Annotated in this window: 16 protein-coding genes and 2 riboswitches; of the genes, 13 read left to right on the plus strand and 3 right to left on the minus strand. The window is 55.9% G+C overall.

What is annotated here, in order from left to right; translation table 11 throughout:
- The first annotated feature begins 35 nt into the window (after positions 1-35).
- The 10 genes from ABIE48_RS05455 (at position 36) to ABIE48_RS05500 (ending at position 9,116) form a co-directional block, all read left to right on the plus strand.
- Entirely contained in the window at positions 36-260 is a 225-nt protein-coding gene (locus ABIE48_RS05455; protein ID WP_089545962.1) for a DUF5957 family protein, read from the plus strand.
- Positions 241-639, plus strand: a complete 399-nt coding sequence (locus ABIE48_RS05460; protein WP_145025025.1) for a DUF6220 domain-containing protein — start codon at positions 241-243, stop codon at positions 637-639. Before ABIE48_RS05455 ends, ABIE48_RS05460 begins: the two co-directional genes overlap by 20 nt.
- Before the next feature lie 101 nt (positions 640-740).
- Entirely contained in the window at positions 741-1,643 is a 903-nt protein-coding gene (locus ABIE48_RS05465; protein ID WP_076170320.1) for a LysR family transcriptional regulator, read from the plus strand.
- A gap of 179 nt (positions 1,644-1,822) precedes the next feature.
- Positions 1,823-2,617, plus strand: a complete 795-nt coding sequence (locus ABIE48_RS05470; RefSeq protein ID WP_145025023.1) for a DUF2935 domain-containing protein — start codon at positions 1,823-1,825, stop codon at positions 2,615-2,617.
- A 233-nt stretch (positions 2,618-2,850) separates the two neighbouring features.
- On the plus strand, positions 2,851-3,963 hold the full coding sequence (locus ABIE48_RS05475; protein ID WP_145025021.1) for a Gfo/Idh/MocA family protein: 1,113 nt from the start codon (positions 2,851-2,853) through the stop codon (positions 3,961-3,963).
- Positions 3,964-4,015: 52 nt separating this feature from the next.
- Positions 4,016-4,768, plus strand: a complete 753-nt coding sequence (locus ABIE48_RS05480; protein WP_089545967.1) for a sugar phosphate isomerase/epimerase family protein — start codon at positions 4,016-4,018, stop codon at positions 4,766-4,768.
- 92 nt (positions 4,769-4,860) lie between these two features.
- Positions 4,861-5,796 (plus strand): AraC family transcriptional regulator, encoded by a 936-nt coding sequence (locus ABIE48_RS05485; RefSeq protein ID WP_145025019.1) that lies wholly within the window; start codon positions 4,861-4,863, stop codon positions 5,794-5,796.
- Between the two features lie 33 nt (positions 5,797-5,829).
- Entirely contained in the window at positions 5,830-6,885 is a 1,056-nt protein-coding gene (locus tag ABIE48_RS05490) for an oxidoreductase (protein WP_145025017.1), read from the plus strand.
- Positions 6,886-6,912: 27 nt separating this feature from the next.
- Positions 6,913-7,737 (plus strand): sugar phosphate isomerase/epimerase family protein, encoded by an 825-nt coding sequence (locus tag ABIE48_RS05495; RefSeq protein ID WP_354518462.1) that lies wholly within the window; start codon positions 6,913-6,915, stop codon positions 7,735-7,737.
- Positions 7,737-9,116: an MATE family efflux transporter gene (locus ABIE48_RS05500; RefSeq protein ID WP_192715116.1), complete on the plus strand. Its 1,380-nt coding sequence runs from the start codon at positions 7,737-7,739 to the stop codon at positions 9,114-9,116. Before ABIE48_RS05495 ends, ABIE48_RS05500 begins: the two co-directional genes overlap by 1 nt.
- 40 nt (positions 9,117-9,156) lie before the next feature.
- On the opposite strand, the gene ABIE48_RS05505 is transcribed toward ABIE48_RS05500, so the two are convergent.
- Complete coding sequence (locus ABIE48_RS05505) at positions 9,157-9,786, minus strand: hypothetical protein (protein ID WP_354518465.1); 630 nt, start codon at positions 9,784-9,786, stop codon at positions 9,157-9,159.
- 484 nt (positions 9,787-10,270) lie between these two features.
- Positions 10,271-10,458: riboswitch (cyclic di-AMP (ydaO/yuaA leader) on the plus strand.
- 87 nt (positions 10,459-10,545) lie between these two features.
- A riboswitch (cyclic di-AMP (ydaO/yuaA leader) is annotated at positions 10,546-10,710 on the plus strand.
- Between the two features lie 183 nt (positions 10,711-10,893).
- Here ABIE48_RS05505 and ABIE48_RS05510 point away from each other — a divergent pair.
- Positions 10,894-11,709 carry an alpha/beta fold hydrolase gene (locus tag ABIE48_RS05510; RefSeq protein WP_167372872.1) on the plus strand — a complete coding sequence of 272 codons (816 nt, stop codon included), beginning with the start codon at positions 10,894-10,896 and terminating at the stop codon, positions 11,707-11,709.
- A gap of 162 nt (positions 11,710-11,871) precedes the next feature.
- Here the strand turns inward: ABIE48_RS05510 and ABIE48_RS05515 are convergent, their stop codons facing one another.
- A complete protein-coding gene (locus ABIE48_RS05515; protein WP_483312645.1) occupies positions 11,872-12,717 on the minus strand; it encodes an SDR family NAD(P)-dependent oxidoreductase in 846 nt (281 codons plus the stop codon).
- A gap of 278 nt (positions 12,718-12,995) precedes the next feature.
- On the opposite strand from ABIE48_RS05515, the gene csaA reads away from it, so the two are divergent.
- Together csaA and ABIE48_RS05525 are read left to right on the plus strand one after the other, a co-directional pair.
- Positions 12,996-13,325 (plus strand): chaperone CsaA, encoded by a 330-nt coding sequence (gene csaA / locus ABIE48_RS05520; RefSeq protein ID WP_192715113.1) that lies wholly within the window; start codon positions 12,996-12,998, stop codon positions 13,323-13,325.
- A gap of 30 nt (positions 13,326-13,355) precedes the next feature.
- Positions 13,356-13,868: a DinB family protein gene (locus tag ABIE48_RS05525; RefSeq protein WP_192715112.1), complete on the plus strand. Its 513-nt coding sequence runs from the start codon at positions 13,356-13,358 to the stop codon at positions 13,866-13,868.
- 57 nt (positions 13,869-13,925) lie between these two features.
- Here ABIE48_RS05525 and ABIE48_RS05530 read toward each other — a convergent pair whose 3' ends face one another.
- Positions 13,926-14,804 (minus strand): LysR family transcriptional regulator, encoded by an 879-nt coding sequence (locus ABIE48_RS05530; RefSeq protein ID WP_192715111.1) that lies wholly within the window; start codon positions 14,802-14,804, stop codon positions 13,926-13,928.
- Positions 14,805-14,980: the final 176 nt, after the last annotated feature.

Genomic DNA, 14,980 nt, shown 5'->3' on the forward strand with positions numbered 1-14,980 from the left:
GCAATGGAATGCAGTTCAACGGGGGAGGGGTGATTATGCTGAAGCAGCACCATGTGATCAAAGTACTGCTGGCTGCCGTAGGCGGCGCTGCCTGCGGCATCTTTCTGTCAACCATTATTGCCGCTCTCGGTTATCTGATCCATGACCGGCCGGCCGGGACACCTTATCTTCCGCTGATCATGGCTGCGTTGTTTGCGGGGATCGCCGCGTTGACGTCCGATTATAAGGGAGGAAAACCACATGACAAGCATCGATCTTAATCCATCTAAAGATAAAATTTCAGGGGGCAAACGGATTTCCCGAGGCATCTTTATGGGGCTGTCCTGGATATTGGTCGCATGTATCACGATTCAGGTGTACATCGCAGGGTCGGCTGTGTTCCAGAATCCGGTGAACTGGCGGCTCCACGAAAATTTTGTTCATTTCTTTGGGTTTGCCCCGCTTCTGATGATCATTTTTGCCATTACGGGAAAATGCTTTAAAGGCAGCGCGTGGCTCAGTTTGGCCATGTTTGTTCTGATCGACTTGCAGTACATGACGGCGCATGTGCCTGCGCTGGGCGCCATTCATCCGGTGATGGCCCTCGCGCTTATCCTGCTGTCGTTGTACACCGCGCTGCGAAGCACACGGCGGCAGTAATGGGGAATTTATGCCCGAACAGTTGTGGAGGGGACCGGTGCCCGGGTATACTTTGAAATAAATGAAGATCATATCGTTGTTTCAAAGAGAGGGCTGTAGCATTGACCTTACAACAGTTAAAATACGTCATCGAAGTCGCCAACCGCGGGTCCATGAATGAAGCGGCCAAACGGCTGTTTATTTCGCAGCCAAGCCTGTCGAATGCGATCAAGGATCTGGAGGAAGAGCTGAACATTACGATTTTTGAACGGACGAACAAAGGGATTACCCTGTCCAAGGAAGGCGCCGAATTTCTCGGCTATGCCCGGCAGGTGACCGAGCAGGCAGAGCTGCTGGAGAGCCGCTATATGAACGCCAAGCCGTCGCCGCAGCATTTTTCCGTATCGACCCAGCACTATGCGTTTGCCGTCAATGCGTTCGTGCATTTGGTCAACGAGTATGGGCAGGACGAATACGAACTGGCGCTGAGGGAAACGAAGACCCATGAAATCATCCAGGATGTCAAAAGCCAGCGGAGCGAAATCGGCATTCTGTACCTCAATGAATTCAACAGCAAGGTTATCAACCGGCTGCTGAAGGACGCCAATTTGAAATTCACGAGCCTGTTTACGGCCCGGCCTCATATTTTTATCAGCATCCATAACCCGCTCGCCAAGCAGTCCATCGTGACGATCGACCAGCTGCAGGATTATCCCTACCTGTCGTTTGAGCAGGGGGAGTACAACTCCTTTCACTTCTCCGAGGAAATTCTAAGCACACTGACGCATCCGAAAAGCATCCGGGTCAACGACCGTGCCACGCTGTTCAACCTGCTGATCGGACTGAACGGTTATACGATCTCAACCGGTGTTCTGAGCGCCGACCTGAACGGGAACGAGATTATTCCCGTGCCGCTCGACTGCGACGAGACGATCAATGTCGGCTGGATCTGCCATCAGAATGCGGCGTTGTCCAAGCTGGCGCTGGAGTATATCGAAGCGCTGCACCAGGCGATTTCCGATTGATCCGTAATTTTGAAAAGTATGGATGAAATGCCGGGACGTAGTCCCAAGGTATGATTTTTTTGCAGCCACGCTTGCCGCTGTATGCGGCGGGGGTGGTTTTTTGTAACGCATAAGTTGGGTGCTCCATCTCATATATTGTCCAGTGACGGATGGTTATCGATGGGAGGGATATGCCTGCAATGAATGAAGAGGCGCTCTTTGAGCACAGGTTTTGGCTGCAGATTTTGGGGGATCATGCCCGTTTTATCTACAACGCGCTGGCGTCGAAGGAAGTCAAGGACGTACAGACGGCGGCTTCGTTCGTCCAATGGTTTGACCGGCTGCTGGGACAGGCGCGCTCGTTCCCTGAGGGACAGCCGCTGACGGAGCTGAACGAACAGGCGAATCAGGCGGTACTTGAACTGCGGGCGTTTAAGCTGGATCTTCTCGACCGGGTGCTGCAGCGCAAAGTGGTCATCGGGTTGTCGCCAACGTTTATCAATCATATGGTGAACGAGCTGGAGGAATATGAGCGCATTCTCGCTGAGCTGTTAAAGGGAAATCCGGTTCCCCGCTATCACCCGCTGCATCACGATCTGCTGTGGCTGCCTGACGCGGCTTTTCACTCGGCATCGATCGCTTCGGATCTCGACGGGGTGGAGCGGAGGCTGATCCAGAGGAGCAAGGAATTTGAGCGGCATTTCAACGAATTTTATTTGAAGGCGCTTGAGCTTGTCGGATACTTGCGTACGCTTCGGACGACCTATCCGGCGGTGAAAAAGTTTCACAGCGACGTGGACCTGGAAATGTCGGCGTTTATGAACTTTCTGCTGGAGGTCGAGGAGCTGGACATCAGCGCCGAGCTGCTGAGCAGGCTGAACAGACTGGTGCCGGACCATATGTTCCGGGAAGAATGCTATTATTTACAGAAGCTGTCCCAATTCGGCGAGGTGCCGCGTCCTGATTGCGACCCGGCAAAGCCGAGGGTGGAGTAACGCCCCAAGGGATTGATCATAAAGCCGCTTTAGGATGCCTCTTTGCTCTTCGGGTATGTCCCGGGTGCCGGGAGGTTTTTTACTCCTGAACACAAACCGGCTTGCTGCGGACAGGGATGGATAATATCAAATAAATCCAGTTTATTTGCGCTGCAGTCCATTGAGTTCGACCGGGCGATGCGTGATAATGAGGGCACAAGATCACTACCAAACGAAAAGAGGTTGATGTATTCGTGCGTAAAGTCAAGGTTGGCGTCATCGGTACCGGCATGATCAGCACCGTATATCTGAAAAATTTGACCGGCATGCTCGACCATATCGTCGAGGTCAAAGCCGTAGCGGATATGGTTCCGGAGCTCGCGCAGAAAAAAGCGGAAGAGTTTGGCGTTCCAAATGTGTACACCGTGGAGGAGCTGCTGGCCGATCCGGAAATTGAAATCGTTCTCAATTTGACGGCCCCCGCCGCGCATGCCCCGCTGAACCTGCGGGCGCTTCAGGCCGGGAAGCATGTGTACACGGAAAAGCCGTTTGCCCTCAACCGCGAGGATGCCGATGAGGTTCTGGCTCTGGCCGAGTCCAAAAACCTGCTTGTCGGCTGCGCGCCGGACACCTTCCTCGGCGCCGGCATCCAGACCTGCGTCAAGCTGATCAATGACGGATGGATCGGCACGCCTTACGGTGCAAGCGCTACGATTATTATGGGGAACGCCGCGGGCGGCATGCATCCGAACTTCCGCAACTTCCTGAAGCTGGGCGGCGATCCGATCATGGATATGGGGCCTTACTATTTGACGGCGCTGATCGCGCTGCTCGGACCCGTACAGAGGGTAACGGGATCCGCCCGCCAGCTGCATCAGGAGGTTGTGGTGGACAATCCGAAATCGCCGGCATTCGGCCAGTCGGTGCCGGTGGAAGCGCCGACGAACGTATCGGCGGTGCTGGACTTCCACAGCGGTGCGGTGGCTACCCTTCAGGCGGCCAAAGAGGCGTTCGGCTATTCGCCGCGGCTGGAAGTGTACGGCACGGAAGGCATTCTGTACGTTCCGGATCCGAACTTCTTCGGAGGCGCCGTATCCATCCAGTTCCCGAACGGACAGACGAAAGAGATACCGCATTCCCATCCGTATGCCGAGGAAGGCCGCGGCATGGGCGTAGCCGACATGGCTTATGCAATCCAGTCGGGACGTCCGAACCGGGCAAGCGGCAAGCTGGCGCGCCATGTGCTGGACATTTCGCTCGGCATCTTCGAAGCGTCTCAGCAGGAACGCCACATTCACCTGGAATCCACGGTGGAACGTCCGGCTCCGCTGCCGCTCGGCCTGAAGTACAACATGCTGGATCTGTAAACACCGCACGGAGAACCTGTCCCATTTCAAACCAAGAGAGGATGCATAGATCATGACCCAATTTCCCGTTGCCGTACAGCCATATACGGTCCGCGAACAATTAAGCAAGGATTACATAGGCACGCTGGAGAAAATCGCTGCCATCGGCTATCAGGGCATTGAGCTCGGGCGCCCGCCGGAAGGCATCACCGTGGCAGAGCAGAAGGCGCTGCTGGACCGGATCGGCCTCAAGGTCATCGGAACTCATGCCGGATTCGATACGTTTGATTTCAATCCGGACGACATCGCGGATTATCTCGAGGAGGTGGACGGCGGTAAATTCGTGGCGCTGTCGCTGCGTTTTGCGTCCCGGGACGAGGTGCTGGCGAAGGCCGCCAAGCTGAACGAAGCGGGCGAGAAGTTCCGCCGGCGCGGGGTTCAGCTGCTGTACCACAACCACGACTGGGAATTCGCCAAATTCGACGGCGAATACGCGCTCGATATTTTGCTCCGCGAAACCGATCCTTCCTTGGTTCAGATGGAGCTGGATACGTATTGGGTCAAGCGGGGCGGTGAAGATCCGGTGTCGTACCTCGCCAAGCTCCAGAACCGGTGCCCGCTGCTCCATATCAAAGACGTGGAAGCCGGCGAGGAGCAGTTTTTCGCCGAAATCGGGGAGGGGATTCTCGATTTCAAGGCCATCGCCCAAACGGCGCGGGAGGTAGGAACCGGCTGGCTCGTCGTCGAACAGGATCAGAGCCGGCGCGATCCGCTGGAGAGCCTGGCGATCAGCTACCGCAATTTGCAGGGACTCGGACTGATTTAATCATTTATTTTCTTACGAACGAACATCGAATGGGCCTGAAAAGGAACCGAAGCTAAGGCTCCACTTCGTAGGGGATGAGGAAGGGAACTGCCATGAATACAACGGAAAGCCAATCCAGCCGGGCGGCCTCGCATCTTGTGCACCTCCCGAGGATCCATATCGTCGGGGACATCGTCAAGAAGCCCGGCACCTCCCTCGGCCCGCGGCGGATTCACGATTACGAGCTGCTGTATTTTCCGGATGGGACGCGCAGCGTCTACAGGGTGGAGGGGGAAGCATACGTCCTGCAGGAACCGAGTTTTATCGTGACCAGGCCGGGCGAATACCACGCCTATGAATACGACCCGCAGCAGCCGGCGCGCCATCTGTTCATTCATTTCGGATTTCCGGAAGAAGCCGGGACGGAGGCGGCGCTTCCGCTCCTTGCGCCCGGCGGCCCGAGCTGTATTCCGCTGGACGAGGAGCTTCCGGTCGGCATGATGAAGCAAATCATGCATATCGCCCATGCCCATACGGACCGGATGCAGATCCGCGGGAGCTCGCTTCTATGGTCGCTGCTGACGGAAATCAGCGGCCACCTCTACGACGAGCCGCTGACGACGCCGGCCAACCGGATTCCTCCCCAAATCGTCAAGGCGATCGATTATATCGACAAGCATCTGGGAGAGGCCATTTCGGTGGAAATGCTGGCGAGGCGGATCGGCTGGTCGCATGAGCATTTCTCCAGGTCTTTTGTGCAGTATATGGGCCGCACACCGCGCGATGCGATCATTCAAAGGCGGATCGAGCGCGCCTGCCAGCTCCTGCTGTACGAGGAGCACAGCATTAAAGAGGTCGCCTTTGCGGTCGGGTTCTCGGATGAAAATTACTTCAGCAGGGTGTTCAAAGCCGTGAAGGGGCTCACCGCCAGCCAGTACCGCAAAAAGTATTACAATCCGATGTACCGGGATTTGGTTCCGGTCAAGGAGTCGGAATCGCTGTATCCTGTTAATCGGATTCTGTATAACATCGGGGCCGGCGAAGGTTAAACATTTGCCTGGCTATATAGGAGAGTGATGCGAATGAAGGAGAAGGTGAGGACAGCGGTGATCGGTTACGGGTTCGCCGCAAGGACATTTCACTGCCCGGTCATCACGGCCGTGCCGGAGCTGGAGCTGGCGATGATCGTCCAGCGCAGCGGCCATTCGTGCCTGCAGGCCTACCCGTCCGTCCGGGCTGTACAGGACGTCCGGGAAGCCTATGAGGATCCGGGCATCGACTTGATCGTCATTACGACGCCGAGCACGGCGCACTACTCGTTTGTCAAGGACGCCCTGCTGGCCGGCAAGCATGTCGTCGTGGAGAAGCCGTTCACGGCGACGACGGAGGAAGCGGACGAACTGATCGCGCTGTCTCAAGACAGGGGGCTCGTGCTCAGCGTGTTCCATAACCGCCGGTGGGACGGCGATTACCTGACGCTGCAGGAGGTTGTCCGCCGCGGCCTGGTCGGCAAGATTACCGAAGCGGAATTCCGCTGGGACCGGTTTAGCCCGAATGCCGATCCCAGCCGCTGGCGGGATGCGGGGGCCGAAGGGTCCGGGACGTTTTATGACCTGGGCGTCCACCTGATCGACCAGGCGCTGACGCTGTTCGGGCTTCCGGACAGCGTGCAGGCGGAGGTGCGGACGCAGCGGGAGCGGACGCTGGCCCCGGACTATTTTGACGTATCGCTGGGGTATCCGGATGGGCTGAAGGTGTCGGTAAAATCGACCCTGCTGGCCCGGGATCCGGCTCCGAGATACCGGTTGTACGGGACGGAGGGTTCGTTTGTCAAGTATGGAGAAGATCCTCAGGAAAATCTGCTGAAGGCCGGCAGGCTGCCGGGATCGCCCGGATGGGGCGAAGAGCCGCAGGAGATGTGGGGAAGCCTCGTGGCAAACCGGGACGGCCTGCAGTTTACGGGGCGTCTGAAGACGATTCCGGGATGCTACGACGCCTATTACCGCAACGTGGCGGAGGCTATCCATGGTGTGTCGGAGCTTGGCGTAAAGCCCGAGCAGGCCCGGATGGCGATTCGTGTCATCGAGCTGGGCATGCAGAGCCATGCCGAGCAGAGAAGGGTGCCATTTACCCCTTAACTACTTACGGAAAGAAGGAGATCAAGCTTGTTTCCTTTCAAATTGTCATTGAATACATCTACACTCCTGCCTTACGGACTCGGCGTCAAAGAGCAGGTCCGCGTGGCGGCGGAAGCAGGCTATGAGGGCATCGAGCTGTGGGTACGGGACATTGAAGCTTATCTTGCAGAGGGCGGCGAGCTGCAGGAGCTTAGACGGTATATCGAAGATCATGGACTGAAGGTGGCGAACGCCATCGCCTTCTGGGCTTGGGCCGACCGTGATCCTGAAGTGAGACAGCGCGGTTTCGATCAAGCGGAGAAGGAAATGGAGATGCTGGCGGAGCTGGGCTGTCTCGCGGCGGCGGCGCCCCCCTTCGGACAGGTTGCCCACGTCACGCTGGACGAATTTGCCGCCTCCTTTGCCAAGCTGGCCGAGTTGGCCCGCCGGATCGGCATAGAGCCCTATCTTGAATTCTGGGGAAAAGCGGCCCGGCTGAACTGCCTGAAGGATGCGATTTACGTAGCTCAAGCCAGCGGAGTGGCGGACGCCAAAATTCTTATCGATCCGTTCCACATGTATACCGGCGGCAGCGAGCTTCGGGACCTTGAAGGCTTGCCTGGGAACCGGATCGGCATCGTCCATGTGAACGATTATCCGGCGGCGCCGTCCCGCTCCGAGATCCAGGACGCCCACCGGGTATTTCCGGGAGACGGCATCGCTCCGTCCGGAGCGCTCGCCAGAACGCTGGCAAATGCGGGATATGAGGGCTACCTGTCCCTGGAGCTGTTTATGGACAGCTACGGCGGGTTGACCGCCCTGGAGACCGCGAAGCTTGGCATCGCCAAGATCCGGGAAGCTTACGGCCTGTAATGTCCAGATCCATCGCGGGAGACAACCCCGTTAGCAAGCTGTCGCTGCTTGCGATTACGTGGCCGATTTTTGTGGAATCGGCCCTTCAAATGTTTCTCAGGACATCGGACACGTTCATGCTGAGCAAGGTGTCTGACGGCGCGGTTGCGGCGGTCGGCGTCGCGAACCAGATCATCATGTTTGCGGTGCTGATGTTCAATTTCGTGGCGCTCGGCTCCGCGGTGGTCATCTCGCAGTATTTGGGTGCACGCAGGCAGCATGAAATCGGCCGGCTGGCCGGGTCCTCGCTGGCGCTGAACTTCCTGTTCGGCCTGGTCGTGAGCGTCATCGTCATGATGCTCAGCGGGCCGCTGCTGCGGATATTCGACCTCGATCCTTCTCTGTTCGGGCAGGCGGAGAAGTATTTGCTCATCGCCGGGGGCGCCCTGGTCATTCAGGCGCTGTTGACCGCCGTCACGACCATGATCCAGTCTCATGGATTAACCCGGCAGACGATGGTCGTCACGATCGGCATGAACGTGCTGAATATTTTCGGCAATTACCTGTTTATTTACGGCCCCGGAGGCTTTCCGAAGCTGGGCGTCGTCGGGGTGGCGATATCCACCGCCTTTGCCCAGTGCGTCGGTCTGGCCGTCAATCTGGTGCTGCTCCGCAAGGCGGCGGGCGTCTACATCCGCTGGAACGACCTGTTCGTGTGGAGCCGTGAGCATATCGGGAAGGTGCTACGCGTCGGCGTGCCGTCCTCGGCCGTGTCCTTGTCGTACTCCGCCAACCAGTTTGTGACCACGGCCTTTATTTCGTCGCTTGGGGCCAGCGTGCTGGCAACGAAAATTTACACGCAGAACATCATGTTCTTCGTCATGATTCTGGCCGTCTCGCTGGGCCGGGGCGGGCAGATCATCGTCGGGCAGCTGGTCGGCGCGGGCCAGAGGGAAGAGGCCTACAAGCAGGTGATCCGGAATCTGATCCGCAGCGAGCTGATCACGCTGGCGGCCGTCGCCGTGCTGATGCTGTTCCGGCAGCCGCTGATGAAGCTGTTCACGACCGACCCGGACATTATCGCGATGGGAGCGGCCTTGCTGCTGCTGAGCTTTCTGCTGGAGCCGGGGCGCAACTTCAACGTCATCCTGGAACGGTCGCTGCAGGCCGCCGGCGACGCCCGGTCCGCCATGGTCGTGTCCATCACGGTGACCTGGCTCTTCAGCGTGCCGCTGACGTACCTACTCGGCATTTATTGGGGATACGGCCTGTACGGCATCTGGGCGGCTTTTATCGCCGACGAATGGCTGCGGGGCATCCTGCTCTGGGTCCGCTGGAGGAGCAAGGCCTGGCAGCGAAAAGCGCTGGTGCAGCTTCGCAGCGAGGAGCAGGCGCTGTAGCCGCCCGCGCAGGCAGCACAAAAGAACCGCCACTCGGGGATTATCCGGGGTGGCGGTTCTTTGTGCCGGTGCCGAACAGGGACAGATATGCCGAGGAGCGGCGGATCAAGGCGCGGGTATCCGTCGGGAACTCCCGGCCGAGCAGCGGGAGGCGGTTGACGGGAGCTTTCGCCTGGACTTCCGTATCAAGGTCAGCCGTCAGGCCGGAGATCGCAAGCGACGTTCCTCCCCCGATGCGCAGCGATGCTGCGGCTCCTTCGGCGTAAGCCGTACGGTTCAGCTCGAGAAGGCCGGCATCAAGGGATCTTCCTATGTGTTCGGCTGTTGTGCGCGCGGTATGCTGCTCCAGGCGTGATCTGACATCAAGCAGCGCCATCAGCGCGAGCGGGTACTGATTGTGGTCCGGATGCTTCAGAATGTGCATGGCCGTCGCGGTGATGGCCTCTTCCAGCGTCAGGCCGCAAATATAGCGCAGGCGGCAGCCCCACCGTACCAGATCGAAGGCTTGCTTGCCTGAGCACAGCAGACCCTCGGCAAGCCCTTCCTCTCCGGAGTAAGGCAGCTTTAAAATGCCGATCCGGCAGTTTTCCAGCCAGCCCAGGCTGTGGTGCTGGTACCTTGGAAGAACGATTTCAAACAGTTCGATGGTGGGAATCAAAGCCCGGTTCATCGTGACATCCTCCTTGACCGTGATTTCATGGTTACTCCCTGCCGTCTTGTTCCGGATCGTCACGGCCAGTAGGGTTCTATACATGTGTCCGATTGGTAAACTATCCGAATCATACGTCCAAGGGATATCTTTGGCAAGAAGACGAGGCGGATTTTTTTAGATCAAAACCAGCATCTTTCCAGTGCAAAGTCCAAAATTCCGGCAAAAAGCCGCTTTTTTTCAGCCTAGCGGCTTCAGCCCTATTCCGGCACTATTTTCCGATCCAATGGGCGGGTTCAGCCATTTGAATGGCTTCCCGCCTTCAGTTATCCAGCAAAGCTAAGGAAAGCGGTAGGAAAGGCCGTAAAACAATGATTCCTACGGATTAGGACCCGTTTTCCCATCAGATCCCCAAATAAAGCAGGGAATCGTATCGTTTCCCTGCTTTACAGTTCGCCGTCCCAGGCGTATATTCATTTCATCATCCAATAGAGTAAGATTTGCGACTTGATGAACGCTGAATTTTCCGATGAAAAGCGGGGGAACCAATCGCAGTCCTCGTCCCACGGAGCTTTATGCTGGGGCTTGCGGCTTGCAGGGGTGAATCGGAGGCAGGATAACGCCTGTTTCCGTAGGGCTACTCTCACGGCCCGAATCCGTCAGCTAACCTCGTAAGCGTAGTTGAGAGCGGAGGAAACTGTGATTTGACGCATCAACACAGGGTATCTGCTCTGTGTTTTTCTGTGCGCTCATTTTGAAGGATGAAACGTGTACATGGAATATGTCTATTCGCTGAATTTCCGCCGGAGGGCGGAAAGCGGGGGAACCGGTCGTGTCTGCAGCATCCGCTGCGGCCATATGGGGTGAATCTCGAAAGTGATGAGTAGGGCTACTCTTTGGCCCGAATCCGTCAGCTAACCACGCAAGCGTGTTAAGAGAGGCAGCTGTTATTCATGCAGATGGCAAGGCTTATTCAGCCTTGGATTTGGAAGCATGGAAGAGTGTCCTCTTTCCGGTGCTTCTTTTTTGTTGTTTAAAAAAGGAGAAGCATTGATTCCCAAGCGGGCGGCGCCCGCAATTTTGTACAAATAGAGAAAACAGGTTATGTGGGAGAGAGGAGAACATGAAGTGCCCCAGATACAAGTAAACGGAACCACGTTATATTATGAAATTCACGGCAGCGGCACGCCCATCGTGTTCATTCACGGGCATTTGTCGTCCCATCATATGTTTGAGCCCCAGGTCGAATATTTCAGCAAGCGGGCGAAGGTAATCGTGCTGGACCTCCGCGGTTACGGCAATTCGGGGAAGCTTGACGTGGAGGTCGGGCACATTATGGAAACCCAATGCAGCGATCTGTGCGAGCTGCTCAATAAGCTGCATATTTCGCAGGCGACGCTGGTCGGCTGTTCCAGCGGAAGCGTGCTCGCCCAGACGTTTGCCGCCCTTCATCCGGACCGGGTCAGCGCTCTGGTGCTCGTAGACAGCTACTTCGCGGGATGCTTCGGGAAAAAGAACCATTTGCTGAATATTTGCGAGGCGTGCAGTTGGCTGTCTTATTATTTGCCTGCGGAGTTTTTCCTCCGGTCGCTGCGGGTGACGTATAACCGGTGGAGACCGGTCTACAGCATCCTGCGCAAGGAGCTGTACCACAAGCGGCCGACAGAGTCGATCAAGCAGCGCATGGAGCTGCTGCGTATGGAGATGCCCGCCAATTTGGCGCGGCTGCCGATGCCTGTACTGTGCGTCGCAGGCAGCCAAAGCGAGTGGTTCGTCAAGCAAATGCAGCGGGCGGCCACCCTGTTCCGGCATGTGCAGCTGGCGACGATCGAGGATGCGATGTATCCGACCCATTTGTGCCAGCCCCATGCATTCAACCGCATGCTGCTGAACTTTTTGATGGACCAGCATATTTACCGGACTCGGGAAGCCTATGGAGGATAGCCCGCGGTCATGGGATTTGCCTCCTGGAAAGAAAATCGCATCTTGAATCGCACTGGCCTTCACTCAAACGATCTACTCGCTGTATTAGGTAGCAAGTTAACCGCCCGATAAGAAGGCGGTTAACTCAGCTCTAGCGAGTATTCGTTTTTTCAATGAGACAGATTATATTAAAAAGGGTGGGATGAACCGTCCATCAATATCGGTGAATCCGTATTCCTGGGCAAGATCACCAACTTGTAGTACCAGTCCGTTTTTCAGTTTCACTTCATCATCCCCAGCTAGGGCTGACACCGCTCGCCCTACGTAGTACGGCGACTCCGTGTGTTTCAAAGCTTCAACCTCTTTCCAATGATCTTCATCTGTACCGAAGTTCCTTAATACCAGTTCTGTTCTCATCCAGCCAGGGGAGACCGCTACCACGGTTATTTCAGTGCTTTTGAGATCATGAGCTAATCCGAGCACTGAGCGGTTAATTGCATTCTTGGCGAGGTCGTAATAGAAAGTTCCTAAATACTTATCCTGATCCTGAAATGTGGTATGTACGATCAATCCAGAATCAGCTTCCAGCATAAGCGGGATCGCATAATGGTTTGTCGCTATTTGTGGGCGTACTCCATTCTGAAACATAGCATCCCACATGTTCAGCGGATATTCCCAGAATGGTCCGGATTGTAAATTCACTTCCAAGTCATGCAGTCCCCAGACATTATTCACTAGGATATGGAGCCGTCCTTGTTCCTGTCGGATTCTCTCGATCAAAGCTTGTGTATCCTCATCACGGGTATGATCGCAACGACATGCGTACGCCTCTCCTCCATGACTTCGAATCTCCTCCACAGTTTCATCGATGCTGCCTGGAAAACCGTGTGTAGTCGTACCTCGTAAACTTCTTCCGGATACATAAACTACTGCTCCGGCTTTCCCAAGCTCAACGGCAATCCCACGTCCTGCCCCCCGGCTTCCTCCGGTGACGAGAGCGATTTTCCCAGCGAGTCTCTTCAAGTTCATCTACTCCTTCACAGTTATTTATTTCATCATACTAAAGTAAAACGTCATTAACTGTCGTATTTGAGGATGAACGATTGATTTTTGCAATAATTGAAAAGGCACGCTTGAGAGTTAGGCATATGGCTAATTTCTTATTTGCGGCTATATCGATAAAATACGTTATGGGAATCTGGGCTGCGGTGTGCAGCCTTTTTTTAGGTTGGTGAAAGTGCTTGTGCCATTGACAGGCAGGGATATAATGGAGAGATATAATCATGGCATAAGAAGGAGGAAAAGTTGTGGCAACCATCGAAGATTTGATGAAGCTGGACATCCGCATCGGAACGGTGGTCAAGGCGGAGCCTTTTCCGGAGGCACGCAAGCCGGCGATCAAGCTGAGCATTGATTTCGGGGAGCTTGGAGTCAAGCGTTCCTCGGCCCAGATTACGAGAAGGTATACCCCCGAGCAGCTGGTCGGCCGCCAGGTGGCCGCCGTCGTAAATTTTCCCGTGCGACGGATTGCCGGATATAAATCGGAAGTGCTCGTTCTTGGCGGAGTTCCGGAAGAGGGCGATGTGGTGCTGCTGGCCCCTGATGTGCCTGTCGGCAACGGCACGCCCATTGCTTGAACATTTTACAAAACGAAAGGATGGATACCGATGATTCTGCGCCCAACGAAGGAAGACTACAACGAAGGTTTCGCCAAGTATGTCTCTCTCGTACCTGAGGGGAACCTCGAGGAGATTCTGAACGGGTCTCTGAACCGGACGACCGCGTTTTATTCTGCACTGACGGAAGAAAAGGGGAACTACCGCTATGCGCCCGGCAAATGGAGCTTGAAAGAAGTGCTTGGCCATATCACGGATAATGAGCGCATCATGTGCTACAGGCTGCTCCGCATCGCCAGGGGGGACACCACGCCTTTGACCGGCTATGACGAGGAAGTGCTGATGGAAGGCGCAGTCTTCGACCGATTCTCCATCGCCGAGCTTCTCGAGGATTTCGCCGCCGTTCGCCGCTCCACGCTGACGCTGCTGCGGAGCATTCCGGACGAGGCCTGGACCCGCAGAGGTGTCGTGAACGGTTATGAATCTACCGCGGCCGCTTGGGCGTATATTCTGACCGGCCATGAAATCCACCATTATAACGTGATCCAGGAAAGATACATATAACCTCTTGCGGCCGTCAAAATTTGACCGATTGCAGTCATGCTGAGCGCCCCGGCCACGCTATGATTTGAGGCGCTCCTCGGCAAGATGAATAAAAGCCTGCGCGGCATGGCCCAAATATTTATCCGCCCGGTAAATGATGCTCATTTCCCTGTAGGGCGGATCATCATGGATGGGGAGGAACCGCAGCTTCGGATCGCCGATGGCTTCGACGAGCGTAGGCGTCTGAACGGTAACCCCCATGTTTTCCCTGACAAATCGGAAGAGCGAAGGGTTGGACGTCGTTTCCACGACGATGTCCAGGTTAAACCCGTTCTTCCGGCAGTATTGCTCGACGAGCTCCCTTCCCCAGAACCCCTTGGGATACATAATGATCGGCAGGCCGTTCAGTTCAGTTAGGGAGACCGACTCCCTGCCGGCCAGCTCGTGTTCGGCAGATACCACCACGCCGTACTCCTCCCGGGGCAGGGACCGGACCACCAGCCGGTTGTCGTAAAGCGGCTTGAGCGAGATGCCGATATCGATTTCCGTACTAAGGACGAGGTCCGCTACATCGACGGCCGAGACGATCTTGAGCCGGACGTTCGGATACCGGTTGCGGAAATCGATGAACATCGGGGTCAGGCGGAAATCGAGCTCTGAAGGCAGCACGCCGACGCCGAGCGTACCGCCCTGGTGATGGCGAAGCTCGCCGATCTCCAGCTTGGCGTTTTGCAAATTTTGAAAAATTCCCCTTGCCTGCTTAAGCAGGACCGAGCCCGCATCGGTCAACGCGATCCGTTTGCCGATCCGGTCAAACAAGGGCATGCCGACCTCCTCCTCCAATGCCTTGATCTGCAGGCTTAAATTCGGCTGGGAGATGCCGAGCTTATCTGCGGCCCTCGTAAAATGCAGCTCCTCGCAAACGGCCACGAAATACTCCAGTTGTCTCAGTTCCAAGTTAATTCCTCCTGTTCATGAACAATAGATTGCGACGCACCGAAGTAGAAGTAAACCCTAGAATGTGTGAAAACACGGATTTATCATTTGTATAACAAATTATTATTATAATTTCAATATAATTGATAAATGATTCCTCTCCCATTAAGATGTGATCAAATCGATCTGAGGGAGAG

This window comes from Paenibacillus sp. OAE614 (assembly GCF_040546645.1).
Lineage (GTDB): Bacteria > Bacillota > Bacilli > Paenibacillales > Paenibacillaceae > Paenibacillus_AQ > Paenibacillus_AQ favisporus.

Coding starts and splice junctions, on each gene's coding strand:
- ABIE48_RS05455 (WP_089545962.1), top strand. CDS start 36: ATGCTGAAGCAGCACCATGTGATCAAAGTACTGCTGGCTGCCGTAGGC.
- ABIE48_RS05460 (WP_145025025.1), top strand. CDS start 241: ATGACAAGCATCGATCTTAATCCATCTAAAGATAAAATTTCAGGGGGC.
- ABIE48_RS05470 (WP_145025023.1), top strand. CDS start 1,823: ATGAATGAAGAGGCGCTCTTTGAGCACAGGTTTTGGCTGCAGATTTTG.
- ABIE48_RS05480 (WP_089545967.1), top strand. CDS start 4,016: ATGACCCAATTTCCCGTTGCCGTACAGCCATATACGGTCCGCGAACAA.
- ABIE48_RS05485 (WP_145025019.1), top strand. CDS start 4,861: ATGAATACAACGGAAAGCCAATCCAGCCGGGCGGCCTCGCATCTTGTG.
- ABIE48_RS05490 (WP_145025017.1), top strand. CDS start 5,830: ATGAAGGAGAAGGTGAGGACAGCGGTGATCGGTTACGGGTTCGCCGCA.
- ABIE48_RS05500 (WP_192715116.1), top strand. CDS start 7,737: ATGTCCAGATCCATCGCGGGAGACAACCCCGTTAGCAAGCTGTCGCTG.
- ABIE48_RS05505 (WP_354518465.1), bottom strand. CDS start 9,786: ATGAACCGGGCTTTGATTCCCACCATCGAACTGTTTGAAATCGTTCTT.
- ABIE48_RS05515 (WP_483312645.1), bottom strand. CDS start 12,717: ATGAACTTGAAGAGACTCGCTGGGAAAATCGCTCTCGTCACCGGAGGA.
- ABIE48_RS05525 (WP_192715112.1), top strand. CDS start 13,356: ATGATTCTGCGCCCAACGAAGGAAGACTACAACGAAGGTTTCGCCAAG.